Source organism: Novosphingobium sp. BL-A-41-Hi4A-0G (assembly GCF_055521735.1).
The window spans coordinates 1,150,202-1,175,386 of sequence record NZ_CM145501.1 but is presented as its reverse complement, the minus strand read 5'-3'; the positions used below and the strand labels follow the sequence as shown (position 1 = coordinate 1,175,386).

General features: G+C 64.6%; 10 protein-coding genes. 2 read left to right on the top strand and 8 right to left on the bottom strand.

Annotation, left to right across the window (positions count from 1 at the left end; translation table 11 throughout):
* Positions 1-8: 8 nt before the first annotated feature.
* The 5 genes from ACZ1JX_RS05650 to ACZ1JX_RS05630 form a co-directional block, all read right to left on the bottom strand.
* On the bottom strand, positions 9-3,146 hold the full coding sequence (locus tag ACZ1JX_RS05650) for a CHAT domain-containing protein (RefSeq protein WP_465125785.1): 3,138 nt from the start codon (positions 3,144-3,146) through the stop codon (positions 9-11).
* Entirely contained in the window at positions 3,143-11,041 is a 7,899-nt protein-coding gene (locus ACZ1JX_RS05645) for a hypothetical protein (protein ID WP_465125784.1), read from the bottom strand. Before ACZ1JX_RS05645 ends, ACZ1JX_RS05650 begins: the two co-directional genes overlap by 4 nt.
* Positions 11,041-12,780 carry a ShlB/FhaC/HecB family hemolysin secretion/activation protein gene (locus ACZ1JX_RS05640; RefSeq protein WP_465125783.1) on the bottom strand — a complete coding sequence of 580 codons (1,740 nt, stop codon included), beginning with the start codon at positions 12,778-12,780 and terminating at the stop codon, positions 11,041-11,043. Before ACZ1JX_RS05640 ends, ACZ1JX_RS05645 begins: the two co-directional genes overlap by 1 nt.
* Positions 12,781-12,990: 210 nt before the next feature.
* Entirely contained in the window at positions 12,991-15,726 is a 2,736-nt protein-coding gene (gene secA, locus ACZ1JX_RS05635; protein ID WP_465125782.1) for a preprotein translocase subunit SecA, read from the bottom strand.
* Positions 15,727-15,828: 102 nt separating this feature from the next.
* Complete coding sequence (locus ACZ1JX_RS05630; protein ID WP_465125781.1) at positions 15,829-16,089, bottom strand: hypothetical protein; 261 nt, start codon at positions 16,087-16,089, stop codon at positions 15,829-15,831.
* Positions 16,090-16,221: 132 nt separating this feature from the next.
* On the opposite strand from ACZ1JX_RS05630, the gene argJ reads away from it, so the two are divergent.
* On the top strand, positions 16,222-17,448 hold the full coding sequence (gene argJ / locus ACZ1JX_RS05625; RefSeq protein ID WP_465125780.1) for a bifunctional glutamate N-acetyltransferase/amino-acid acetyltransferase ArgJ: 1,227 nt from the start codon (positions 16,222-16,224) through the stop codon (positions 17,446-17,448).
* A 32-nt stretch (positions 17,449-17,480) separates the two neighbouring features.
* Positions 17,481-18,254, top strand: a complete 774-nt coding sequence (locus tag ACZ1JX_RS05620) for an inositol monophosphatase family protein (protein WP_465126364.1) — start codon at positions 17,481-17,483, stop codon at positions 18,252-18,254.
* 108 nt (positions 18,255-18,362) lie between these two features.
* Here ACZ1JX_RS05620 and trxA read toward each other — a convergent pair whose 3' ends face one another.
* From trxA to ACZ1JX_RS05605, 3 genes are read right to left on the bottom strand one after another with little or no spacing between them, the layout of a single operon-like run.
* Entirely contained in the window at positions 18,363-18,683 is a 321-nt protein-coding gene (gene trxA / locus ACZ1JX_RS05615) for a thioredoxin (protein ID WP_465125779.1), read from the bottom strand.
* 59 nt (positions 18,684-18,742) lie between these two features.
* The gene (gene addA, locus ACZ1JX_RS05610; protein WP_465125778.1) at positions 18,743-22,216 is read right to left on the bottom strand and encodes a double-strand break repair helicase AddA; all 3,474 of its coding nucleotides are present in this window, start codon (positions 22,214-22,216) and stop codon (positions 18,743-18,745) included.
* On the bottom strand, positions 22,213-25,185 hold the full coding sequence (locus tag ACZ1JX_RS05605; RefSeq protein WP_465125777.1) for a PD-(D/E)XK nuclease family protein: 2,973 nt from the start codon (positions 25,183-25,185) through the stop codon (positions 22,213-22,215). Before ACZ1JX_RS05605 ends, addA begins: the two co-directional genes overlap by 4 nt.

Genomic DNA, 25,185 nt, shown 5'->3' with positions numbered 1-25,185 from the left:
TCAGCCCCCTACCGCCTTGCAGCCACAGCTGAAGCAGGAGGCACCTCGACCGACGTCATCGGTGCCTTCCCGCTGACCAGCGGCTTCGCGCCATCGCCCACGATGATGAACGCCGCCCAGTAGAACGGATGAGAAGTGTTCGGGTCATCCATCAGCTTTTCCTGCGCGCCCTCCAGCGCGTTGGCGAGTTCCTGATCCGGCATGGAATCGATCACGCCGCCGATCAGGCGCTTTGTCGCATCGAAGTCGTCCGGCACTGGCCAGTGACTGGCGATGACCGTTCGAGCCCCCGCCCCAACAAAGGCTCGGACCAACCCGTCGAGCGCATAGTTGCCACCTGTCGTCACGCCAGCCTCGCGGCTTGCAGCGACCGTTGCCATGCCCGCCGTGTCGCAGGCCGAAAGGATCACGAGATCAGCGTTGAGCTTGAGGTCGAAGATCTCGCGGAAGGTCAGCAACCCGTCGGAGCCCATGTCACCGAAGCTGGTCACCAACGCGGGTCGCGCTGGACAATCGGCACGCGGTGCAGTCACCAGACCATGCGTGGCAAAATGCAGCACACGGTATTGGTCGAGATCGGCTTCGGAAAGCAGCGCGCTGTCGCTGAAAGCCGCATCGGTCTTCACGGCGCTGCCCCCGAGGCTCAGCTTCTTTTGCGCAAATAGCAGTTCGTCAGCCGAGATCGGGTTCTGCCATGTCGCCAGCGGCCAGTCGCATTCGTCGGCCACCGCAGTGACCGGGCGTGCGGCTGGCTTGGCGTTGTGTCCCAGACCCAGATAGTTCCGAGGTGCACCGGACGCAGCAAGCTTGCGGATGTCCAGGAACCCGCGCGGGCTCACCGCGATCGTTACCTCGCGCCCTCGGCCGAGCCATTCCACGCCGGTAAAGTCGAACGGATCGCCGTCGGGGCTCTCCATCCGCTTCTTGTATTCGGCGACGCCTTTATCGCCGGTCACCAGCACCGTCGGCGGCAGTTGCAGCATTGCGCCATCGGGCTCGAAGATCAGGTGCCGCGTGGTGGGAAGCATGTCTTCCACCTGTCCGAACAGCGTCTTGTAGAGCGCGCGCGACTTATCGAGATCGAACGGATAGTTGACCTGCTGACCATTCTCGACCTTGACGATGGTATCGCGGATCTCCTTGACCTGCTTTGCCATGTCGGCAGGCGAAAGGCTAAGGTCCACCACGCGCGCAGCACCCTTGGTGACAAACAGACCATAGACCCGCTCGCCCACGACCATCAGCTTGTAATAGGACTCCCCACCCTTCAGGGCCGATTGCAGCTCGCCCAATTCCACGCTGCGCGGCGCCAGCACGTTGTAGCGCGGGAAGGCTGCCAACTTGCTCACCAGCGCGGTCTGATCGCGGCGCAGCGACGCTAGGTTATCCTGTGCCGATTGCAGTGCTGCTGCCTGCTGGGCGTCGGGAGTCGAAACGGTCGAGAGCTGCTCGACGAGCGCCTCGGTCCGGGCAATATCGCGTGTGCGGGCAAGCGAGAGGCGGAACAGGGCCGCAGCCTCGTCATTGCCTTCAGACATCTGACGGGCCAGCACCGCCTGCGTCTGCGCGACGCCGGGTCGCTGCAGCACCTGCGATGCGGCAAAGGTCGCCTTCGCGCTTTCGACCCCACCGCTCTTCGCAAGCAGTCCGAAGTACGGCCCCAGCAGATCACGCAGCGTCGTACCCGCATCGGGCACTACCAGACTGTCCTCAACGACCTTGCCATAGAGCGCTAGCGCTCCGGCCTCGTCTCCGGAACGACCGAGCCATGCGGCCTTGCGCGCCTGCGCTGCCAGAAGCGCAGGCGATTGCGGGAAGGAGGCCCCGATCAGCGCAATGGCACGGTCAAATGCCGCGCCACTGTCTGCCTTGCGACCCTGTGCTTCGGCAAGAAGCGCCAGCTCGATCTGGATCTCCGAACGCAGCCACCCCGCAGAAGCAACGCGGCCACCACGAACGGCCTCAAGCCGCCGTCCGGCGCCTTCGAAGCCCTTGATCGCTTCGTCGTAACGTCCCTGCAGGCGCGTCGCTGTAGCCTTGAGCGCATCGGCCTGCGCATCGAGTATCTCGGCCCGCTCTGTATCACTCAGCCCCGGGTCGACCGCGCCAAGCCGCTTGAGCGCCGAACTTTCGCGGTTGATCTGTTCGGCCAGCGGCATGTTGATCAAACCGGCTTCGAGGCTGCCTCGGTCAAAGACATCGCCGATGGCATTGACCGGCGTCGAGAGCTCCTTGAGCGCTGCCGCAGGCTTGCGCTGGTTCAGGCGGTTGATCGCCCGGTAGTTGCGGATCAACCGCTGGGTAACCCCGTCACCACGCGCCATGGCAGATCCGGCTTGCGCGAGCAGCCGGTCTGCCGTGGTGAAGTTGCCAAGGTTCGATTGCTGAAGAGCCTGGTTTGCCAGCGCTTCTGCCAAACCCGCAGAACCCGAGTTGCGATCGCGGTTGGCAAGCGCCTCGAAGAACTCGGACGATTCGGCAAAGCGCCCGCCATTGTTGCGCAAATAGCCTTCGTCCCGCGCGCCGAGCCGGTCGAGCTGGCCCGCCTGGACACGGGCAAAAGCTGCCGGATCGCTGACTTCGGTCGTAGCCACGCGGATCTCGCCCGCAACCGGAGCATCGGCAATGACGCTGGCAAGCGCCAGACGAAGCGCGGGATCGTATCCGGCCAGCCCTTCTACGAAGTAGGTCGTTCCCCCCCGCTTTACCGCGTAGCGCTTATAGTCGACGTTGGCCGCCTGATCGCGGCAATTGACCGCCGCAACCCGGCCCAGAGCCTCGATCATCACTGCGCCGTCGCCACCACAGGCTAGGGTAACCCCCGGCAAGCCCGTCGGCTCGCTTCCCATCGCGACATCGCGGCGTACCGCAATCAGCGTGCCCACTGCGCCCGAGGCATCGCGGCAGCTCAGCCGGTAACTCCGGTCGAATATGCCGCCGAGCCGCTTGTCGAGCGGCGCGTTCTGGGCGGTACAGGTCACACCCGAACTGCCGACACGGAAGGAATTGCGAATGGACAGGGGTTGCTGCCCTTCGGCAGCGAATGTGGGTATGGCCGTGGCGATCATGCCCGCCAGAAGCGAGACACGGCCAAGCAGGAGTCCACGCCGCAGCGTGTTCATCGATCCGTTGTTCCGCGCGTTCACTGGTCGTCTCCTTCCGCGCTGTTCTCGTTGACCACCGAGCCGATCAGGGCGGGGTTGCCGCTGCCTGCCACGGGTTGCTCGACTTGCGTCTGCGGTTCGAGCGGTCTGCTGTCGATAAGCTGTGGTGGTGGCGCGATGGGACTGGACGCTGCCTGTTCACCCTCGCTTGCCTCTTCCTGCTGAGGCGGTGGAGCCTCATCGTCACTGCCCTCTTCGCTGGCAGGAGCCGCCGGTTCCTCGACAAAGGTCGGCGTAGAGCCGAGCGTCTGGTTCGAGATGATCTCGATCTGACCCGAAATCTGGCCGATCGTGTCCGGCCCTTCCGGCATGACCGAACAGACTGTCGCGCTGAGCAGACATCCGTTGATCTGGCTATCGGCCGTGTAGGGTGCGAAGTTCGCGTCCGGATCGTTGACCACCAGATCGTGTGCGGCAAAGCCGGAGACGATGCCTGTCGGCGTCTGGAAGGCTCCGTTGACCACGATCGAGATCGTGCCGGGGGTCGCGTTGGTCGGGGCCGTCACGTCGACCAGATCGAAGTTCGCCAGGAAACCTGCCGGATTGAGCGCCGTCCCGGTATTCTGGATGTATAGGGTCCCTGTAGGCAATAGATCCAGCCCGAGCGCGCGCAACACACCTTCGGGGCGTTGCACGGCAGCGGGGGCATTCAGTTCCTCGATCCGCCCTGCATAGAGAGGATCGGCCGCCAGCTTTTCGAGGATGCTTCCTGCCGCGACATGGATATTCGCCGCGTTGATCTCGATCACGCCGCCGAGCGGCGCACCGGTCGTCTGCTGGCTGGCCGAAGTGAGGTTGATCGCCCCTGTCGCCGCATCGAGTTCGAACCTGCCGGTCGTGAATTCGAGGATGTTGGATTGCGCAAATCCTGTCCCGTTGACCGTCCCCACAACACGGATCGCGCCACCCGGCGTCTGGGTCTGCAGATTGCCCGATGCGAAGATGATCTTGCCTGCAGTGCCGGCAGCAATGGTCGATCCGATCGTCCCGCCCGCTGTCAGCGAGACGTTGCCGATCAGCATGTCCGTGGCGTTGGCTGACTGGTCCACGGCAGCGATTGTCAGTTCGCCCGTCGAGATCAGACCGATTTCGGAATTGCTCAGCGAATAACCGCTCCCCGTCAGCCCGTCACCGATCAGCGCGGTGCTGCTCGAGTTTGAGATCAGGTCCACAAAACCGGTCTCCGTGGTGCGGATGCCGGACAAGATTTGCGGGCCGGTCGGTCCGGTCGGTCCGGTTGTATTGGGTCCATTGTCGATGATGGCGATGTCTGCCGAGACAATAGTAACCTGCGGCCCACCCCAGCGCTGGCTTACGGTAACAAGGCCGCCGGATTCGACCTCGATTCCGCTGAAACCTGCCATGCCGCCGCCGGTAAAGTTGCCCGCCGTCGCAGCAGAGATGCGCCCAGCCACCGCTGCTTGCGAGATTGTTGCAGTGCCGCCCGTGCGAACCGGCGTTGCTGCGAAAAGCGCATTGTAGTTGATCGATCCGGGCAGGGCCGAAGTTACCGGCAGCATTGAGGAATTGGCGATCAGCAGGCGTCCGGTCGCATTGGTGATCTGGTTTGTCGTGGCGTTGGTCACGATTCCGGCAAGCGCAAGCTGGACCGAAACATTGCCGTTCGACAGCAACGCAAGGTCCCGCCCACGCACCTGCGCGAGCGAAAGCCCTGCAGCGCCGCTGGCGAGGACATCCGATTGGGAAAACAGGTTGTTGGCCGTGATCGAACCGCTGCGCGAAATCAGCTCAAGCCGGTTGCTCTGCGCCTGCACATTGCCGAAGTTCATGTTGCCGGTGCTGGTCACGCCAATGCTGCCACCAGCGAACAGATTGCCTGCAGTAACCGTGGTCCCCGCCGCAATCCGCAAGGTGCCGAACGTCGACTGATTGGCAATCGCTACGGCCCCGGCTGTTGCGACAGGTACGGCCGCAAAGACCAGCTCCTTGTCGAACCCGGCGGGCGTCTGGCCGAGAACTGCCATCGAACTGTTGGCGATCAGCGTCCGGTTCACAATCGAAAGGCTATCGACGCTGACGCTGCCTCCAGCCAGCAGAAGGTTATCGAAGGCCCTGACGAAGCCCGTAGTCAAATTGCCCGCAGCAGCAATGCCGAGGTCGGAAGCGGCGAAGACAGCGCCGGTCACAACATTTCCGCCAGAGCGAATGCCGATGGAGTAGAGGTCGCCGTTGGCTCCCGATGGCGTACCCGATCCGGCGGCGAGATTGCCTGTCGTCACATTGCTTGCCGACGTCACGGAAATGGACGTTGCTGCGGTCAGGTTGCCGGTCGCGGCAACGGCCTGCGACGTCAGGTCGATCGAGTCGCCCGAGTTCACATCACCAAGTGTCAGCGAATTGCCAGCGGTGACGTCGATCGCGCCCAGCGCGAACAGGGCACCAAAATCGATCCGACCGCCCGCCAGCAGCGTGAGCGATCCTTGCGTGCTGAGGTTCGCGTAGCCGACCAGATCCTGGCCCGACGAAAGGCTGAGCGAGGACGCTCCGCTCAGTGTGCCCACCGTTGCGGGTGCACTTGAGGCGAACACCCAGTTACCCGCGCTGATCGACACGTGGTCGGCGTTCAGTGCAGACTGGTCGAGGGTGAGCGAGAACGCGCCAGGTGTCGTGAACAACAAGCCGCCGGTCAGGTTGGCCGAAGAGCCGGTCATCGCAATGAACTCAGCGAGCGAGCCTGGCGTAACGGCGTCAGCCGTCGCCTGAAGCGACAGGTTCGTGCCGGTGAAGTCGCCGTTGATCAATTGGACGTCGACCGCATCGCCGATCATCGTCGAGGTACCGGCCACTGACCCGGTGCCGCCCGTGGCAGTCGCGCTGAAGCTCAGATCCCCCGCCGTCAGTGAACCACGCTGTGTCGGCTGCTGGAAGCGGCTCGTGATGACAAGCGCCGCACCTGCCAGTTGATCGACGCTGGTAACGTTGCCGACCGAGGCATTGCCGCCTGCGCCGAGCGTGGCCCCCGCCCCGCCATTGCCACCCACTGCGTGCGCGGCAAAACTACCGGTACCAGTGATCGTCGTCTGGCTTCCCCGGACGAGCAGCGTGGTGCCTCCGGCCAAAGCGTTGCCGCCTGCGCCGCCTGTTCCGGTAGAGGCGTCTCCGCTGCCGCCATCACCACCAATGCCTGCCGCAAAGGCAAGGACATTTGCGTAAGTGCCGGAACCGGTGTTCAAGGAGCCGGTATCGAGCCCGCTGACCGTACCAATCTGCACGGCACCTCCAGTGCCATTGCCTCCGGCACCGCCGATCCCACCCAGGCCGCCACCACCACCTGTCCCATTCGCGAGCGCATTCACGCTGCCAACTTGCATCCGGCCATTCCCGGCCGAGCCGGCCACGATCACCGAGCCGCCCTCGGCCGCACCGCCGACGCCGCCGGTCCCGCCCGGGACACCTGCATTACCTCCGAATCCGCCAGAGGCTGACGCATCGGCGGTCAGACTGGTGATGGTAACCTGGCTAGCGCCTTCCAGAGCATTGTTGGCAAATACCTCCAGCGTGCCACCGGTCGCCGAGCCGCCGCTTCCACCCAGCAGACCATATCCGCCGAAACCGTCACCAGTCGCGAAAACGGTATCGAGCGTGAGCGTGCCCTGACGCGCCGAGATACCTACGAAGCCGCCAGTACCAATGCCACCCTGCCAGCCATCGCCCCCGGTGCCTTCGGAGGTAACAAACGTGAACCCACCGACATTGATGTTGCCATTGTTGCCAAGCGCCGTGGGCGTTCCCACCGTGAGCAGCGCCGTGCCACCCGTACCAGCACCCCCGCTCCCGCTGGTGCTGTCGAAGCTCCCGGCCCCGCCAAAACCGCTGGCCTCGATAGCTGTGCCGCCAGTGACGGTGATTGCCCCGCCCCCGCTGTAGAGCCTGCTGGTGCCGCCGGTGCCCGCGCCGCCGCTCGCACCGATGTCACGTCCGCTACCTCCGTTACCGTCGCTGTAGATGTTGATCGTGCCGGAAACGGTTGCCGTGCTGGTGCCCGAGGCAATGAACGATGCGGAACCGCCCTGGGCACTGCCCCCGGTCTGGTTGGTGAACTCGTCGCCGCCCCTTGCGCTGGCGTAGAGCTCGACCTGGCTCGCGCTGAAGCTCATGCCGGAATCGAGCCGCACGAGAACGGTTCCGCCAGTCGCGGAACCGCCCGTCACGCCATAGGAGCCGCCACCAAAGCCCAGCGCGCTCATGGTGAGCGTGCCGCCAATGGTTATGTCGCGTCCGGTAGAACCGAGGCCGGTCCCAAGATTGAGCGCCCCGCCTTGCGCATTCCCACCCGCAGCGGTGCAGGTTATGCCGCACGTCCCGCCATTGCCGCCATTGGCATCGGCCAGGAAGTTGACGTCGCCGGTGGCGGAGAAGGTGCTGCCCGCCAGGTCGAGGAACACTGTCGCGGAACCGCCGGTGGCCGCACCGCCGCTGCCGCCAGCACCTTGGGTAGGACCTGAACCGCCATTACCGCCATTGCCGCCCTGCGCGAGTACGCTCATGGAAGCGAAATCGAACTGGTAGCCTCCTGCCCCAGTTCCGCCTGCCGGAGTAGCCGAACCTATATTGATCCGCCCCCCCGTCGCTGTCCCGCCGACACCACCCTGCCCGCCGGTCGGCGTGCCAGAAATGCCATCGGCCCCGCTACCGGCGACAGCAGCAGCAGACGCCAGCAACTGTCCGGAAGAAAAAACTCCGCCATCCGGGGCCGACAAGAGCGTGATGTCACCACCTTGGGCATTGCCGCCGCTGCCGCTGACTTGACCAAGCGTCAACGCAATTGCGCCGTCTCCGCCACGTCCCGTTGCGCTTATCTGCAGCGTCGGCGCCGAAATCTGCGTGACGGCTGAAACCGCCGATCCTGCAAGCAGCGAAACGTCGCCGCCTACACCGTCTCCGCCATTGCCGCCGGCGATGCCGAGGCTGCCCACGCCTTCTGCAAACAGGTTCAGACTGTTGAAAGCATCGACAGTCGAGCTGTTCGCTGAAAACTGGATGCCACCACCGGTGCCACTGGCCGGGGTCTCGCCCGAACCGGCAAATCCGGTCACTTCGAAGGTTGCATCGCCCGTCTGGCTGAGGTGAACCGTGCTGCGGTTCGAAGTAAACAGGATTGACCCACCCGTTGCGCTACCGGCGCTACTGCCCGGCGTGAAACTGGTCTGATCCCCGCCCGATCCAATCGCTCCGATGTAGGCAATGCCATTGCTCGTGAACGCGGCATCCGAGATTGCGATATTGACACTGCCACCCTGCCCGGATCCTGCAGCGGTGCCATTGCCGCCATAGCCTTCGGCCACCAATGAGAGTGCCGCGTTGCCTGAAAGCTGGCCACCGGTCATCGTGATGCGAGCGATGCCACCGTTGCCATTGCCGGCCGCACCGGACCCATCAGTTCCATCACCGCCCCGCCCGGTTGCGGCGACATCGATATCCCCGCTTGCAAGGAGTTGCCCGCCAGCGGACACACGCACATGCGCCAGACCACCGTTCCCGGCTCCTGAAGCTGCCGAACCGAATTGAGCACCCCCGCTGCCGTTGGCGGTCATGAACAGACCTGCCGTCTGCACCGTGCCGCCGTTGGCGAAGATATCGACAGTGCCCCCGGTCGCCGCGCCGGCAGCCGTAGTCCCGCCCGCGGGCGTGCCGTTTGCATTTGCTGTAAGCGAGATGCCTGTCGTGGCCGAGAGAGTTGCGCCGTTGCGGGCTTCAGCAGTGACAAAACCGCCCGTGACCGCCAAGGTCGATCCGGCGCCCGTTGCCCCGAATGCCCCTGCCGATACATCCAGACTTCCGGTAATGCTGATGTCGGTCGTATTGGCAAAAATGTTGACCGAACCGCCATTGGCGCTGCCAGATGCGCCACTCGCACCAATGCCGTTGCTGGCAAATGCCAAGGCATCGAACCGAGCTTGTCCGTTGATGGTGATACCCGTCCCAGACGTGGCGTTGGTCGACAGGGATACGTTGCCGCCGAGTGCCGAGCCGCCCGCTGTCGCGCCATCACCGCCAACGGCATTGGCGGAACCGGTGGTGGAATGCAGCGAGAGTGACGAGGTACCAAGCGTGAAGATGCTGACCTGACCACCCGCAGCGTTGCCACCGGCCCCGGTTGCGGAGCTTCCTGCCAGAGCGCTAGCGGTCAGTTGGGCTGCTGCACCGATGCTGATCGTTGAATCGCCGTTCGCCCGGATTGCCGTAAGGCCGCCCTGAGCGCTGCCTCCATCAAGTGTACAGGTAACGCAGCCAAGGCCGTTGGCCCCCGTCGCCGCTGCAGAAAGGTCGACAGTACCGGCGATCTGGACGCTCGAGCCTCCAGTGCCCGTGCTCAGCACCCACGCAGTGCCAGCAGTGGCACCTCCACCACCTGCGCCAGTCGTCTGCGCCTGTCCGCCAAGCGCATTGGCCTGAAGCGTGGCATTACCCGAGATCGTGATCTGTCCGCCATTGTTGGACTGGATCTTGGCAAACGATCCGGTTGCCTGTCCGCCCGTTGCGCCAGGCGCAACGGCCGCGCCACCAAAGGCGTTTGCGGTGATCAGCACGTTCCCGCCGATGGTGATTGCACCGCCATCGGTGGCATAGATTTCCGCACTGCGCGCCGTGACATCCGGTGAGGTAATAGCGCCGAAAGCGTCCCCGGAGATGCTCAGGTCACCGGCGACGTTAACGCTGCCGCCAGTGTTCGAGAATATCGAGTTGTTGCCACCAGTTCCTTCGATCGAAACGTTCGATGCAAAATCAAGACCCGCACTCGACGTCGACCCGAAGACCACTCCGCCGGTTGCGCTGGCGACGAAGTTGGAGGTGATGTCTGCATCGCCTCCAGTGATCGAGACGAGGCCCGTCCCCCCGCCTGCAGACGGAGCAAAGGCAGGATTGCCACCATTGACGTTGTGTCCGGCCGAGAGAATGATCGTATTGCCGCTGACATCCGCCGCCCCGGCGATATCGAAGCCCAGCGTGCTGCCAGCATTGATCGCCATGGTGATCGCATCGTTCTTGGGAACGGCGACCATGTAGATGCGATGCAGGAAAATTCCGCCCGAGGCTGCTGGCCCCGTGATTGTACCATTGTTTGCCGCGACCGTTCCCGTAGCGCTGGTGCCGGAATCGACCTGGATGTCGAACAGCCCGCTGGGTGAGAAGGTGATCGTGGCCGCATCGGCCGCTACCAGCGCGGCAGAGCCATTGACGGTTATCGTGCCGTTGTTCGTCACCGAAGGCGCGACCATCGCGATGTAGGAGCCATCCGCCGTCGCGCCAAGCTGGGCACCGGCATTCACAATGATCTGCGAGCCCGCGACTGTTGCCGGCTGGAACACATAAGAGCCGCTGCTGTCGAAATTGCCGGCGCTGTCGAAGTTCAGGTCCGACGTGGTCAGGACAAGGTTGCCCACGTCGAATACCGACGATGCGCCGATCAGGATGCCGCCAGGGCTGTAGAAGAACACCGTCCCGCCCGGGACCTGACCGCCCGCAGCCGTCTGCAAGCGAGACACAACGGTACCGTCGAACTGGATCGGTCGGGTCGAGCCCGAAGGAATGATACGGTTGAGAACCGCAAAATCGGAGTTTGCGGCCGGGTTGTTCGTGAATGTCGCCGTTGTGCCGGACGTCTGGATGATGATCGGCCCGCCGGTCGCTGCGGTGTCGGTCGGAGTCCAGTTGATCACAGCGCTCGGACTGGAGACCGTGATCGCTGTCGTCGTCGGCGTCGTGTTGATGGTGACCGAACCGAACGTGGATGTCGGCGTTGCCTGGAACGACTGGGCGCGCAGCGCAGGCGCTGACGCCACCAGAGCGGTCGCCAGCGCGAGTCCGGATGCCGAAAGCAACTTCTGGCGGGTGACGGGAAGCATGGCGCGCATCAGAAGCTCCTCCACGGCAGGAGCCGTGTGGTCAGGGTCACGAGAAAACGGGGATCGGAACGCTTGGTCTGGAGGCCGACCTTCTCGAGCGGTACGGCCAGTGTGGCCTCAAGACGGAAACGCGAGCCGATATCGGAGCGGATGCCGCCACCGGCCGACGTGAGCCATTCGGAACCTGGCACACCCTTGTTCCAGACCCATGCTGCATCGGCAAAGACGAAGGGCTGGATGCGGATGCTGCGGCTGCTGCCGAAGGGCAAACGCGGCCCGCGAAGCTCGGCGGTAGCCCCGACGGCATTGTCGCCGATCAGTTCGCCCGGATCAAAGCCACGCCCGACGGTAAAATTGCCCGCCGAGAATTCCTCGAAGCTGTAGAGCGGTTTGAACGCATACTGCGCGCGGGGAGCCAACAGGAACGAGATGCGGCCCACAGCCCGCTCGTATTCGCCCTGCCAGCGCACGACGGTTGCACTCGGCGCCCCATCGGCCCGGCTCGCCGGGGTTTGCGTGGCGCAACCGGGCCCGGTGCATGGCTTGGTTGCGTCAAGGATCGACAGGCCCTGTCGCAGTTCGAGCGAAGACGAGACGCGCCATTTCGGCAAGGCGTGATTGGTATCGACCGCATCGAGATCGAGCCTGCTCCACGCAACGCGAATCTTGTCCCGCGTCAGTGGGCCGATCAGGTCGACGTCCTGATTGACCAGGTCGAAACCACCACTCAGCCAGATGTTGCGCGAAAGCGAGCGCTGCAGCGGATAGCGCGCATAAAGGCTGGCATAGAGCGTGCGTGCGTCGAGCGAGACATTGGCCGGCAGGCCTGCAACATCCGGCTTGGTCCACGCGTAAGTGAGCTGGCCACCGACGATCAGGCCCTTAGAACCCGGGCGGAATTCGTGCGAGCCCTGCAGGATGTGCTGCTCGCTGAAATCGGACGTGGCGTAATAGGAAAGCGTGGTCGCATCGCCCATGCCGGTGAGGCCGAAGAACTGGGCACGGATCTGGCCGCCGAACCGGCCGGTGGCTTCGGAGGAGAGGTTCTGCAAGGTGAGGTCGACCGCATAAGGCTCACGCAGCACGCTGACTTCCGCCACCAGATCGCCCGCGCCCGTACCGGCAGGCTTGAGCGTGAGCTGTACGTTGTACCCCGGCAAATCGCGGGCGAGCAGCAGATAGCGTTCGGCGCGGCGCTGGTTGAATACCTCGTCGCCAGTGAGAGCCGAAAGATACTGCTCGAGCTTGCGCTCGGCCCCGCGCGTTTCGCCGCGGGCGCGGACAGCAGCGATCCGCGCATAGATCACCTCCATGCGGATCTGGCCATTCTCGATCTTCTGGGTCGGCACCTGAACCGCAGCAAGATAGCCCTTGTTGCGCAGCATCGTGCCTGCTGCATCGCGTATCTCGCACAGCACCGAAATCGGTTGAGCCGAGCCGACCAGGGGCTTCCACGTCTCGCCCAGTTCTTCGGGCGCGACTTCCTTCAGGTTGTTGAAGGTCACCTCGCTGATGGTAACCTTGATGTCCGCATATTGCGGATCGTCGAGCGGACAGGGCGAACGTTCGATGCCGCCCTTGATCGACAATTGTGAGGGAGCCGCAGGCGCCTGCCCGGTAATGCCGCGAAGCTCATCGCGCGATGGCGGGCCAGCCACTTGCGCCAAGGCCACCTGCGGAAACGGTGCAAATGCAAGCGTCGCCAGACCCGCTGCCCCCGACAGCAAGCCACGCTTCCGCGAATTCATGAACCTCATTTGCAAGTGCCCCCGTCGGAAAATCAACGACGCGGCCCGAAGACTTTTCTGTTTATGTTGCGTTCATGTTAGCAGCAAATGTTTCTGCTGCAAACCCGATCAACCACATTTTGCACAAGGTGCAAACACGCAAATGCTTGGTTTTGGATAAAAAATGGCGACCCCGAAGGATCGCCATTTCGTTTACAGCGGCCGAAAGCGTTAAGCAGCAATGCCATGGCAGTGCTTGTACTTCTGGCCTGAGCCACAAGGGCATGGCGCATTCCGGCTGATTCCCTGACCTGCAAAGGGATCGGTTCCGGCAGCCGCTGCGGTAAGCGTTCCGCCCGCCTGCGGGGGCAGCGTCCCGAACATCGATGGAGCCGGAGCCATCGGCGCAGCATCGTTCTCGCCCGTGAACGGATCGATGTGGCTGGTCAGGAAATCGGGCAGTTCAGGCAGCTGGAAGTCCTCGACCGGTCGCAGGCGAATTTCGCTGGTCATCAGGATGCGCGTGACATCCTCGCGGATCGCATCGAGCATCTTCTCGAACAGGCCGAAGGCTTCCTGCTTGTATTCGTTGATCGGCGTCTTTTGCGCATAGGCGCGCAGGAACACGACCTGGCGCAACGCGTCGAGCGTGGCGAGGTGCTCCTTCCAGTGGTGGTCGAGCCGTTCAAGCAGGATCGACTTCTCGAGGCTGCGCCAGGCAGTAGCGTCAACCTCTGTGATCTTGCGGTCCATATGCTCGTCGGCCAGCGTCTGGATGCGCTCCTCGATCGTATCAGGCTCGATCGCCTCTTCCTGCATCCACGCTTCGAGGGGAATCTCGATGCCCAGAACGTCGCGTACGCGTGCTGAAAGTGCCTCCACATCCCACTGTTCGGGGTAGGAACCCGGAGGGCAGGCATCGCCTACGATGGCGTTGACGGTATCGTGGCGCATGTCGGTCACCACATCGCCCACCGCCTCGGCATCCATGATGTCGGCGCGCTGCTCGTAAATGACCTTGCGCTGGTCATTCATCACGTCATCGTATTCGACGACCTGCTTGCGGATGTCGTAGTTGCGCGCCTCGACCTTCTTCTGCGCGGTCTCGATGGCCTTGGACAGCCACTTCGAACCGATCGCCTCGCCATCGGCAAGGTTGTTGTTCATCATCTTGGCAAACAGCGTGTCCGGGCCGAAGATGCGCAACAGGTCGTCCTCGAGGCAGAGGTAGAACTTGCTCATGCCCGGGTCGCCCTGACGGCCAGAGCGGCCGCGCAGCTGGTTGTCGATGCGGCGGCTTTCGTGACGCTCGGTGCCGATCACGCAAAGGCCACCCGCAGCAAGCACCTTGGCTTTCTCTTCGGCGACCTCGGCACGGATACGGGCAATGCCTGCCTCGCGCTCCGGCCCCTCGGGGAGATCGCGCAGTTCGTCCTCGATGCGGAATTCTACGTTGCCGCCCAACTGGATGTCGGTGCCGCGCCCTGCCATGTTGGTTGCGATCGTCACCGCGCCAAGCCGCCCGGCCTGCGCCACGATGTGCGCTTCCATCTCGTGGAAGCGGGCATTGAGGACGTTGTGCTTCACGCCTTCCTTGGTCAGGAACTCGGAGAGCAGTTCCGACTTCTCGATAGAGACCGTGCCGACCAGCACCGGCTGCCCGTTCTCGTACTTCTCGCGGATCAGCTTGGCGATGGCGCCGAACTTGTCCATCGTGTTCTTGTAGAACTCGTCTTCCTCGTCACGCCGCAGCACCGGCACGTTGGTCGGGATGGTGACGACGTTCATCTTGTAGATGTCGAAGAATTCCGGAGCCTCGGTTGCAGCAGTACCCGTCATGCCCGAGATCTTCGGGTACATTCGGAAGTAGTTCTGGAAGGTGATCGAGGCCATCGTCTGGTTCTCGGGCTCGATCCGCACGCCTTCCTTGGCTTCCACTGCCTGATGCAGACCGTTCGACCAGCGACGCCCGTCCATCATGCGGCCGGTGAACTCGTCGATGATGACGATCTTGTCGTCCTTAACGATGTAGTCGATGTCACGCTTGAACATGACATTAGCCTTGAGTGCCTGGTCGAGGTGGTGGACGACCATCGTGTTCTCGACGTCGTAGAGGTTCGACCCTTCGAGCAGCCCTGCCGTCTCCAGCGCGCGCTCGACCCACTCGACGCCTTCTTCGGTCAGCGTGATGTTCTTGGTCTTCTCGTCGGCCTCGTAGAGCGAGGGATCGATGGTCTTCACCACCGCATCGACCGACAGGTACAGGTCGCTCTTGTCGTCAGTCGGGCCGGAAATGATCAGCGGCGTGCGCGCCTCGTCGATCAGGATCGAGTCCACTTCGTCGACGATCGCGAAATTGAACGGACGGTGGACCATCTGATCGCGCGTATGCTTCATGTTGTCGCGCAGGTAGTCGAAGCCAAGCTCGTTGTTGGTCGCGTAGGTAATGTCCGAATTGTACGCCTCGCGCCGCTGCTCCTCGTTGAGGTTCGGCACGATCACGCCCACGGTCAGCCCGAGGAACTTGTAGAGCACGCCCATCGTCTCGGCGTCGCGGCGGGCGAGGTAGTCGTTGACGGTGACGACATGGACGCCCTTGCCCTCAAGCGCATTCAGATAGACCGCGAGCGTCGCCACCAGCGTCTTGCCTTCACCGGTGCGCATTTCGGCAATCTCGCCGCGATGGAGCACGATGCCACCGATCATCTGCACATCAAAGTGGCGCAGGCCCAGCGTACGGACCGATGCCTCGCGCACGGTGGCAAAGGCTTCGGGCAGGATATCATCGAGCGTCTTGCCCTCGTCCAGCATCTGCCGGAACTTGGGGGTCTGCGCAGCCAGTTCCTCGTCAGACAGACCCTGAAGGTGCGGCTCGAACGCCGCGATCTGGCGAACGATCTTGTCGAGCGACTTGACGTAACGGTCGTTGGACGAGCCGAAGAGTGCCTTGGCGATTGAGCCGAACATGTGGGATTTCCTGTCGAATCTGTAGTGTAGAGGATCGGGCGCACACGCGGCGCGCCGAAGCAGGCAATGGTACTGCCGGAAAGGGTATGCAGCCGCGCGGCGCTATTCGCGCGCGCGGTCGCTCAGTTCAATGCCGCAGGGCCGGATCAGTGCCGGGGCGGGCAGCCACACCGTCTTGCGGCGGGCATTGGTGCGCTTTTGCGGAACAGCACCACCACGGCCTGCACAGCGCTGCTGGCGCTGTTCGATCGTGGTAGCAGCACCTGCCGACATGCCTGCTTCGGCCACTTCCGTGCGCGAGACGGCAAGCGCCACCTCCGGCAGGGAAAGGCCCGTGATCAGGGCAAGAAGAGCAAGCAACATGCGCATTGCCGCAACAGATAGGCATTCCGTCGCGGTTCGTCCATCTTGAAAACGAACCCTTTTGCTTCGAACTGCCCTGACCGGCCAACACGGTGTTGAACCGCAGGCACCCGCGCGCTAGGCGCTCAAACCATGTCTGACGCCATTTCCCCGCTCGCCACGCCCTTCCCCGCCCTGCCCGCGATCGCAGGCGTCACCCCGCGCGTGGCCCGTGCCGGATACAAGGACTGGGGGCGTTGCGACCTTACCTACGTCGAAATGGACGAGGGCACAGCTGTTGCCGGCGTGTTCACCCGCAACGTCTGCTGCTCGTCGGAAGTCGAACTCGGACGGCACAATATCGCTCAGGGCAGCGCCCGCGCGCTGGTGGTCAATGCCGGCAATTCCAACGCCTTCACCGGCTATCGCGGGCGCGAGGCGGTGGAGCAGATCATGGCGCAAGTGGCCGGTCACCTCGGCTGCACGCAGGAGGAAGTGTTCGTCTCCTCCACCGGCGTGATCGGCGTGCCGCTCCCCAAGGACAAGGCGCGCGCCGGGATCGAGGCTGCGATGCAGGCAGATGTCTGCACCTGGGAAGACGCCGCCCGCACGATCGGCACGACCGACACTTTCGCCAAGGGCGCGACCGCCTCGGCGATGATCGGCGGCGTGCGCGTCACCTTCAGCGCGATCATCAAGGGCAGCGGCATGATCGCGCCCGACATGGCGACGATGCTCGGCTATGTCTTTACCGACGCTGCCGTCAGCCCCGCGTTCCTGCAGGAATGCCTCTCGGCCGCAAACCGCCGGACGTTCTCCTGCATCACCGTCGACAGCGATACCTCGACCAGCGACACCGTCCTCGCCTTCGCCACCGGCAAGGCGGGCAATGCCGAACTGACCGGCTTCGACAGCCCCGGCGCCGATGCTTTCGCTGCTGCTCTGGAAGACATCTGCCGCCAGCTCTCGCACCTCGTCGTCAAGGATGGCGAAGGTGCGCAGAAGTTCATCGCCGTCAGCGTTACCGGTGCCGTCTCGGACGAAAGCGCGCGCAAGGTCGGCCTAGCCATCGCCAACTCGCCACTGGTCAAGACCGCCATCGCAGGCGAGGACGCCAATTGGGGCCGCGTCGTCATGGCCGTTGGAAAGGCAGGCGAACCGGCTGACCGTGATCGGCTCTCCATCGGCTTTGGCGGCACCTGGGCAGCGCGCGACGGGCAGCCGCTCGCCGACTACGACGAAGCCCCAGTCGCTGCGCACCTCAAGGGCCGCGAGATTTCCATAGAGGTCGATCTGGGCCTGGGCGATGGCGCAGCCACGGTCTGGACCTGCGACCTGACCCATGGCTACATCTCGATCAACGCGGATTACCGCTCTTGAGCCGCGCACTTGACGATGCCGTTGCCGCGCTGATGCGCGATACGGCGGAGAAGACGCTGCTCAAGCATTACCAGCGACTTGGCTCTGAGGAAGTCGCCAACAAGGCGGCTGACGATGTCGTCACCATCGCCGACACCGAAAGCGAGATCATGCTGGCCGAGGGGCTGGCGAAGATCCTGCCCGAAGCCGCAATCGTCGGCGAAGAGGCTGCTCACGCCGATCCGGCGATTTTCGAGCGGCTCTCCGACAAGCTATGCTGGATCATCGACCCGCTCGATGGGACCAACAACTATGCCGTGGGCAAACCGCCCTTCGGCATCCTGCTCGCACTTGCCCAAGGGGGCGAGACGGTGGCGGGCTGGATCTACGACCCGCTCTCGGGCCGCCTGTGCACCGCCCATCGCGGACAGGGCGCGTGGGTCAATGGCGAGCGGCTGACCGCGCAAGGCAGTGGCGAGGACAGGCCAATCGCGGCGATCTCGCTGGTCTTCGTCGACAAGTCCAAGCGAGCAGCGCTGCTGGAACACATCGCCCCGCACTACACGCTGGTCGATATCCCGCGCTGTGCAGCCGAGCAGTACCCGCGCATCGGCCTTGGCCAGAACGATGTGTCGCTGTTCGAAAAGACGCTGGCGTGGGACCACGCCGCAGGCGTGCTGTTCCTCAACGAAGCGGGCGGCAAGGCGGCGCGGCCCGATGGCTCAGCCTATCGCGTTGACCGGCATCTCGAGCCGGGATTGATCGGCGCGGCAAGCCCAAAGCTGTTCGAAGAGATGGCAGAGCGTCTGGCGAGAATGCCCGCCTGAGCCCCAAAAAAACTGCGCCCCCGCGAAGGCGGAGGCCTCAGTCGCTTTAAATCAACGTTCCGTAACCCCACCGAGGTCCCCGCTTTCGCGGGGACGCAAGGGGCGTGATCAGAGAACGCTTTCCAGCCAGCCCTTGAGCTGGCTCTTCGGTGCAGCACCCAGCTTCTGGGCGACCGGCTTGCCGTCCTTGAACAGGATCAGCAGCGGGATCGACTGCACGCCGAACTGGCTCGCGGTGTCGGTGTTTTCCATGATGTCGACCTTGGCGATCTCGACCTTGTCGGCCAGCTCTTCCGAGATTTCCTCGAGCGCAGGCGCGATCATCTTGCACGGGCCGCACCAGTCTGCCCAGAAATCGACAAGCACGGGCTTGCTGCTGTTCAGCACTTCGGTGGCAAACGTGGCGTCGGAAACGGCCTTGGTCGACATGACAATGAACTCCTGTTGGTTGAAGGCAATCTAGGCACTGCAAGCCGCAGCGCAACAGATCAGCCGGAAAAGGATTCCTGAACCCCGCCAAGGCGCAGCTTTTGCGCCTCGACCAGATCGGCGGGCAGCACGAACAGTTCGGGGGTGTGGGTGTAGAGCAAAGCCGCCTCTACCGGCAGCCCGGGATGGATCGCCTCCAGCGCGGCAACGTAAGCCGCCATCTGCCGGATATAGGCGCCGGGAATCTCGGCCAGCGAGCCGGGAGGACGACGGGCCGTCTTGAAATCGACAATGCGGATGCGCGCCTCGCCGATCACCAGCCTGTCGACTGTCCCGCTCACTACACGCCCGCCGACAACCGCCGCCAGTGGCACCTCGGCCAGCGAATCCGGCCCGAACACCTCGGCCCAATCGGGATGCGAGAGCACCGTCAATGCCGAACGCACCATCGCTCGACGCTCGTCCTCATCGAAGTCAGGCGCAGTGCGCGCAAGCCAGGCCAGCCCCGCCGCCTCGCGGTGGTCGACCGGCAGCTCGGGCAGGCGCTCGATCAACCGGTGCAGCAGCGTGCCGCGCCGCGCCGCAAGGATCGCGTGCGGTCCAGCAGGCGCAGGCGGATCGGGCGCATCGTCTTCGCCCAATGACGAAGGAGCCAGCGGACGCGGCGGACGCGGCTCGGGGCCGACCGGGGTCAACAGCAACTCGGGCAGCGCCACCCGCGGCGTCACCGTTTGCACCGCCGCCACGTCCTTCAGCGCAGGCGGCCCGCCGATCTGCTTGATCCCGCCCCAATGCGCATCCTCGCGCCAGTCGTCGCCAAACAGCGGCTCAAGCTGCGCATACCAGCTGTCTTCGGGCAATTCGCCCGGCGTCTTCTTGCGCTTCTTGCCCTTGGCACCTGCGATGAACAGCGCCTCCTCAGCGCGGGTCATGGCGACATAGAGCAGTCGCCAATGCTCTTCGCGCTCGGCCCGCTTGGCCTCTGCTTCGGCCTCCAGCACGGCCGGAGCCTTCTCTTCCTTGCGCAGCGATGGCAGCGGCACCTTGCGCACCGCCCCCAGCACATCCTCCAGCAGTTCCAGCCCTCGCGGTGGCGAAAGGTCCGGATCATCGGCGGAATCGGCAAGGATCACGATCGGCGCCTGCAAACCCTTCGACCCGTGCACGGTCATCACCCGCACCAGCCCTTCGGCCTTGCCCGCCTCGCGCTTCAACTCGCCCTCGCCTGCATCGAACCACTGCAGGAAAGAGATCAAGCTGGGCACGTTGGCGCTGGAAAAGGCCATCGCGGCGTTGAGCAGTTCGTCGATAGGATCATTCGCCTCGCGCCCCAGTCGCGCAACCAGCTTGCGCCGCCCGTCCCACGGCCCGACCAGCAGCCAGTGCAGCAGGACTTGCGGTGGATCGTAGTCGGCGCGGGCGAGCAAGCTGCGCAGCCGCTCCATCGTGGCGAACGTGGCAAGTCCCTCGGTCTGCCGCAGCCAGTCCCACAGTCGCACGCCCTGCTTGCGATAGCCGTGTTCGAGCAACTCTTCCTGCGACCATCCGATCAGCGGCGAGACCAGCAGTGACGCCAGGTTCAGATCATCCAGCGGTTGCGCGGCAAAACGCAGTGCGGCGACGAGATCCTTCACCGCCAGCGGCGCGCCGAGCCGCAGCCGGTCCACACCCGCCACCGGCACGCCCCGCGCATGAAGGCGCGCCACGATCAGACCCGCCAGTTCCTTGCGCTTGCGCACGAGGATCATCACGTCGCCCGCATCGGCATTGCGCGGCTTGCCCTTGCCGAGCGGAAAACCGCTGTCGATCCAGCCCTTCACCTGCAGCGCGATCTGGTCGGCCAGCTTGCGGTCGGGCCGCGAGAGCCAACCCTCGTTGCCTTCGTCGCCCTCGCCTTCATCGCCCTCTTCGGGCGCATCGTCACCCACGACCTTCCACAGACCGACCGTTCCGGGAATATCGAGCCCGACATGGCGCTCTGGCTTGCGATCGAGGCCGAGCCGGTCCCATCCGATGTGGTCGATGGCCGCATCGACGAAATCGAGGATGGGCCGTGCGGTGCGGAACGATTGGCCCAGACCCAGCTCAAGCAACTTGCGATCCGGATCACCCAGAACCTCGGCCACTTGCGCCAGCTGGCCCTTCACCCGAAGGCTCGCCTGCGCGAAGTTTTCGGGGCTCGTGCCCTGAAAGCCGAAGATCGCCTGCTTGTAGTCGCCCACCACAAACAGCGTGCGCACCGCAGGACCGCGCTGGCCTTCGCCGGTGAAGAAGTCCGAAACCAGCCCTTCGAGCACGATCTCCCACTGCGAGGCGTTGGTATCCTGCGCCTCGTCGACAAGGATGTGGTCGAAGCGGCGGTCGAGCTTGAAGCGGATCCATTCGGCGCTGGTGCGCTTGGTCAAAAGCTCGGCGGCGGTGCGGATCTGGTCATCGAAATCGATGAACCCCTCGCGCGCCTTGGCCTCGTCCCACGCCAGCGCAAAGCGGCGACCTACGGTAAGCGCGGTATCGAGCAATTCGGCCAGATCCAGCTGCGCCTTGCGCGCGCGGACTGCCTCGATGCAGACAATGACGCGGGCCGCCACCTCGCCATAGGAACCATCAACCTTGAGCAGGTTCTTGAGCCACTTCGGCTCACCCTCGGCATTGAGCAATGCCTTGGCGAGCGTCTCGATTTCGCGCGAACGAACGTCAGGCGCAGCCGCCAGCCACTCGGCCACCGGCCCCGCCATCTTCGCGCCATTGGCGGTGTTCCAGTCTAGCTGGACTTCAAGACACGAACGCAGTGCCCGATGGTCGAACACGTCATCGGCGCACATCGCGGCAAGGCTCTCCGGCCCGTCTTCCTCGCCCAGCCCGATCACGCGATTGATGCGCGGGCGCAAAGGGGGCTGCCATGCGCCCGGCCCTTGCCACAGCTCCAGCGCCCCTGCGCAGCGCAGCAGGAAGCTCTGCACCTGATCCTCGCTCATCCGCCGTGAGAGCGTGGCGAGGTTATCGATAAGCGCCTCGTCGCCGCACTCTTGCGCCTCGACCAGCATGTCGGCGAGCACCTGTCGCACCAGCAGCGCACGGTCGCGGTCTTCCATCGCACGCGTGCCGGGACGAAGCCCCGCCTCGACCGGGAACGAGGCCAGCAGCCACTGGCAGAACGCATGGATCGTCTCGATCCTCAGGCCACCGCCGGGGCAATCGAGCACGGCAGCAAAGCGGCTGCGGGCGCGGGCCACGGTTTCCGGGCCGAACGGCGCACCGATGGCCTTCAGCTGCGCGGCCAGTTCGATCTCGGGCAGGCGCACCCATCCGGCCAGCACTTCGTTGACACGCGTGGCCATTTCCGCCGCGCCCGCCTTGGTGAAGGTGAGGCACAGGATCTGCTCCGGCGCCACGCCATCCTGCAACAACAGCCGCAACACGCGGGCAGAGAGCACCTGCGTCTTGCCCGTCCCCGCCGAGGCCGAGAGCCAGACGGTACGTTGCGGGTGGACGGCGTGGGCCTGATTGTCCTTGAGCGGATAGACCTTGCTCATGCGTCCGCCTCTCCTTCGCGGCCCTGCCACTCATCGAGGCGCATCAGCTGGTCGTAATCGGTGTAGCCCGGCAGATCGGGATTGAGCCGCGCAGTGAATGGTTCGCTGCCCAACAGCCAGCGCGCAATCGCATCGCGCAGGTAACGCTCGGTTTCGGGCAGGAAGTCATCGAGCGGGATGCCCGCCTTCTTGCGGCCTTCAAGCACGGGCGAATCCATGTAACCGAACGTGCGCTGCTTGTTGCGCCCGAGCGACCAGTATTCGAAGCGCGAAGGTTCGCCGGAAACGCCCGGAATACCCCCTTCCCGCGCGATCATGCCGATCAGGCCCAGCTGCAGCGCATAGCCTTCCTGCACCATCCGTCCCGATGGCGGGATACCGGTCTTGTAATCGACGATACCAAGCGTGCCGTCGGCCAGCCTGTCGATCCTGTCGGCACGACCATGGATTTTGATGCCATCGACCTCGATCTCGCCCTTTTCCTCGAACACCAGAACAGTCCGGCCTTCGCCCGCCAGACGGTCGGTTTCCTCCTCGATCCAGTGCAGGGCGTCGATCAGGCGCGGCTTCCACATCGCGCGCATGAAAGGATGGGCGCTCATTTCATTGAACATGCGTTCAGCCAGCGGCACGAGTTCGCCGGGCTGACCGCCGGCCAGGTGCCACGCCTTGAGCACATCATGCACCGCCGTGCCCTTCCACGCGGGCGTCGGATCGGCATCGACCGGATCAAGGCTGCGGAGGTTGAGGATGGCGGAGGCATAGAACTGATAGGGATCGCCCCTCAGCCGATCGAGCGCGGTGACCGCAATCGGCACGCGGCGCTGCACGGCGCTCGGCATCGGGTGGGGGCGCGGATGCGGCGGAGCCGGGTCGGCATTCGCCAGCGCACGCGCCAATTCCACCGCGCGTTTTTCGTGCCGCAACTGGTCGCCCAGCATCGCGTGGATGCGCAACAGGAAGCGCGAAGGGATGGCAGGGCCGGTCGCATCGCGCTGCGCATGGCTGAGCACCACTTCGGGCCCCCCCAAGGCGGCGGCAAGATCGTGCGCGGACAGGCCGATGCGGAAGTCCGCCCCAGGAATGCCCAGCGCGCGCAGGATCGGCGGGGCCAACAGCGGATCGGGCGCGGGATTGCCCGGCCACGTCCCCTCGGTCAGCCCGCCGCAGATCACCAGATCCGCCCGGCTCATCCGCGCTTCGAGCAGGCCGTAGATGGCAAGTCGCGGATGACCGCCATAGGGCGGACGCACCGAGACTTCCTCCATCGCGTCGCGCAGCAATGCGGGCAGTTCGTCGCAGGCGACCAGCGCGGGGGCATCGGTCGCCGCCTCGCGCCAACGCTCGACGAATTGCGACAGGCAGCGCCCGTCCGCCTGCGCCCACAAACCTTGTCCGCACAGTGCCTCGCCCGCTTCGGCCAGCGCCAGCAGCGCGGCATCGAGCGGCACCTTGCCTTCGAGCGCAATCAGCGGAAACAGCAGGTCCTCGACGCCAGACCACCAGTCGGCCAGCCCCGGATAGCGACGGTCGAACTCCTCCGCCTTGCCGCGAACCGCTGCCAGACCGGGGCCGGGGCGCGGCCCTCGCAGCGCAAGATCAAGCTGGCGCACCCGCTCCAGCCAAGCCGCGCGCCCCTCGCCCACCCGCACCAGCGGATGGCCAAGCAGCGCCAGTAGCGGCACCGGAGCCACACGCTCCGCCACAACTTCGGCCATCTGCAACAGCACGCGCCCCGCCGCCGTTTGCGGCAATGGCCGACCGGCAGTGTCATCCGCTACGATGTTCCACCGCCCGAGATGCGCAACCACGCGGGCGGCAAGGCTGCGGTCGGGCGTGATTACCGCAACGCGGCGCTCAGGCTCGGATAGCGCCTCGCGCACCAGCACGGCAATCGCCTGCGCTTCCTCCTCGGGATTGGCGCTCTCCATCACGCGCACGCCGGACAGACGCCGGTCCTTGGCTTCGAGCGAAACCCACGCCGCGCTCGCTTCGGGCGGGAGGAACAGGTTGGAAATCGCGCGGCTGCGCTCGGGCGGCGCGGATGACAGACCCGAGCGGTGCCACGGCTCCACCTCGTCCCTCGCCACGCCCATGCGATTGAGCAGCAACTTCAGGTGATATTGCGGATGCGTCACCACATCGCCACGCTCGAACACCGCCCCATCAGGCCCGCCCGCACCGCCAAGCGCGTCCCACACCTCCTGGCTCAACGCGAGGTCGAGGTCGGGCAGGATCACCCCGCCATCGGGCATGTCCGCCACCACGCGCAGCAGCTTTGCCACGGCGGGAGACGCGGAGGTTACGCCAGCGGCAATCACCGGATGCGCAGGCGGACGCTCGCGCCAGCTTTGCGCCGCATGGGCAAGCAGGCGATTGCGGCGCTCGGGAGCGTCAAGCTTGCCGAGCGTTTCCAGTTCAACCTGCCAGCGAGCAAAAACACGAGCAAACAGGCGCGTGCTGGCCTGCCAATGTTCGGAAAGCTCGGCAGCAATGCCGACCACGCCCTCGTCGAGCATGTCGGCAATCGAAACGCCCTCGACCAACAGCCTGTCGATCCCTTGCGCAATCCCCCGCGCCTGCCGTAGCAGCGCCGCTTCGCCCGGCGCCTCATCGCCCAGTTCATCACGCAGATGGGCGGCAAGTCGCAGCAGGCGAAAGGTCGGATCGACCGCCTCCGGAATATCCACCCCCGCCCCGATCGGATCAAGCAATGGCCCCAGCGTCTCGTCCAGATCGAGATCGCCGACCACTGCCATGCGCGGCAGCAGCAGGCCCTGCCCGCTTGCCCGCACGAAAGCCTCGGTCACAGTGCGGATCGCGCGCTGGCTCGGCAGCAGCAGCGTCAGCCGCGCCAGGCCGAAGCGTTCCTCGCGGTAACGCGGGATAAGCCCTGCAACCAGCGCATCGGCAAACCCCCGGTGCGCCGCGATCGACCATACGCGCGGGCGTGAGGAGCTGTCTGCCAT

Excerpts from the sequence above, each read along its gene's own strand:
- addA (WP_465125778.1), bottom strand. The coding sequence starts at position 22,216 with ATGAGCAAGGTCTATCCGCTCAAGGACAATCAGGCCCACGCCGTCCAC.
- argJ (WP_465125780.1), top strand. The coding sequence starts at position 16,222 with ATGTCTGACGCCATTTCCCCGCTCGCCACGCCCTTCCCCGCCCTGCCC.
- trxA (WP_465125779.1), bottom strand. The coding sequence starts at position 18,683 with ATGTCGACCAAGGCCGTTTCCGACGCCACGTTTGCCACCGAAGTGCTG.
- ACZ1JX_RS05640 (WP_465125783.1), bottom strand. The coding sequence starts at position 12,780 with ATGAATTCGCGGAAGCGTGGCTTGCTGTCGGGGGCAGCGGGTCTGGCG.
- ACZ1JX_RS05630 (WP_465125781.1), bottom strand. The coding sequence starts at position 16,089 with ATGTTGCTTGCTCTTCTTGCCCTGATCACGGGCCTTTCCCTGCCGGAG.
- ACZ1JX_RS05605 (WP_465125777.1), bottom strand. The coding sequence starts at position 25,185 with ATGGCAGACAGCTCCTCACGCCCGCGCGTATGGTCGATCGCGGCGCAC.
- secA (WP_465125782.1), bottom strand. The coding sequence starts at position 15,726 with ATGTTCGGCTCAATCGCCAAGGCACTCTTCGGCTCGTCCAACGACCGT.
- ACZ1JX_RS05645 (WP_465125784.1), bottom strand. The coding sequence starts at position 11,041 with ATGCGCGCCATGCTTCCCGTCACCCGCCAGAAGTTGCTTTCGGCATCC.
- ACZ1JX_RS05620 (WP_465126364.1), top strand. The coding sequence starts at position 17,481 with ATGCGCGATACGGCGGAGAAGACGCTGCTCAAGCATTACCAGCGACTT.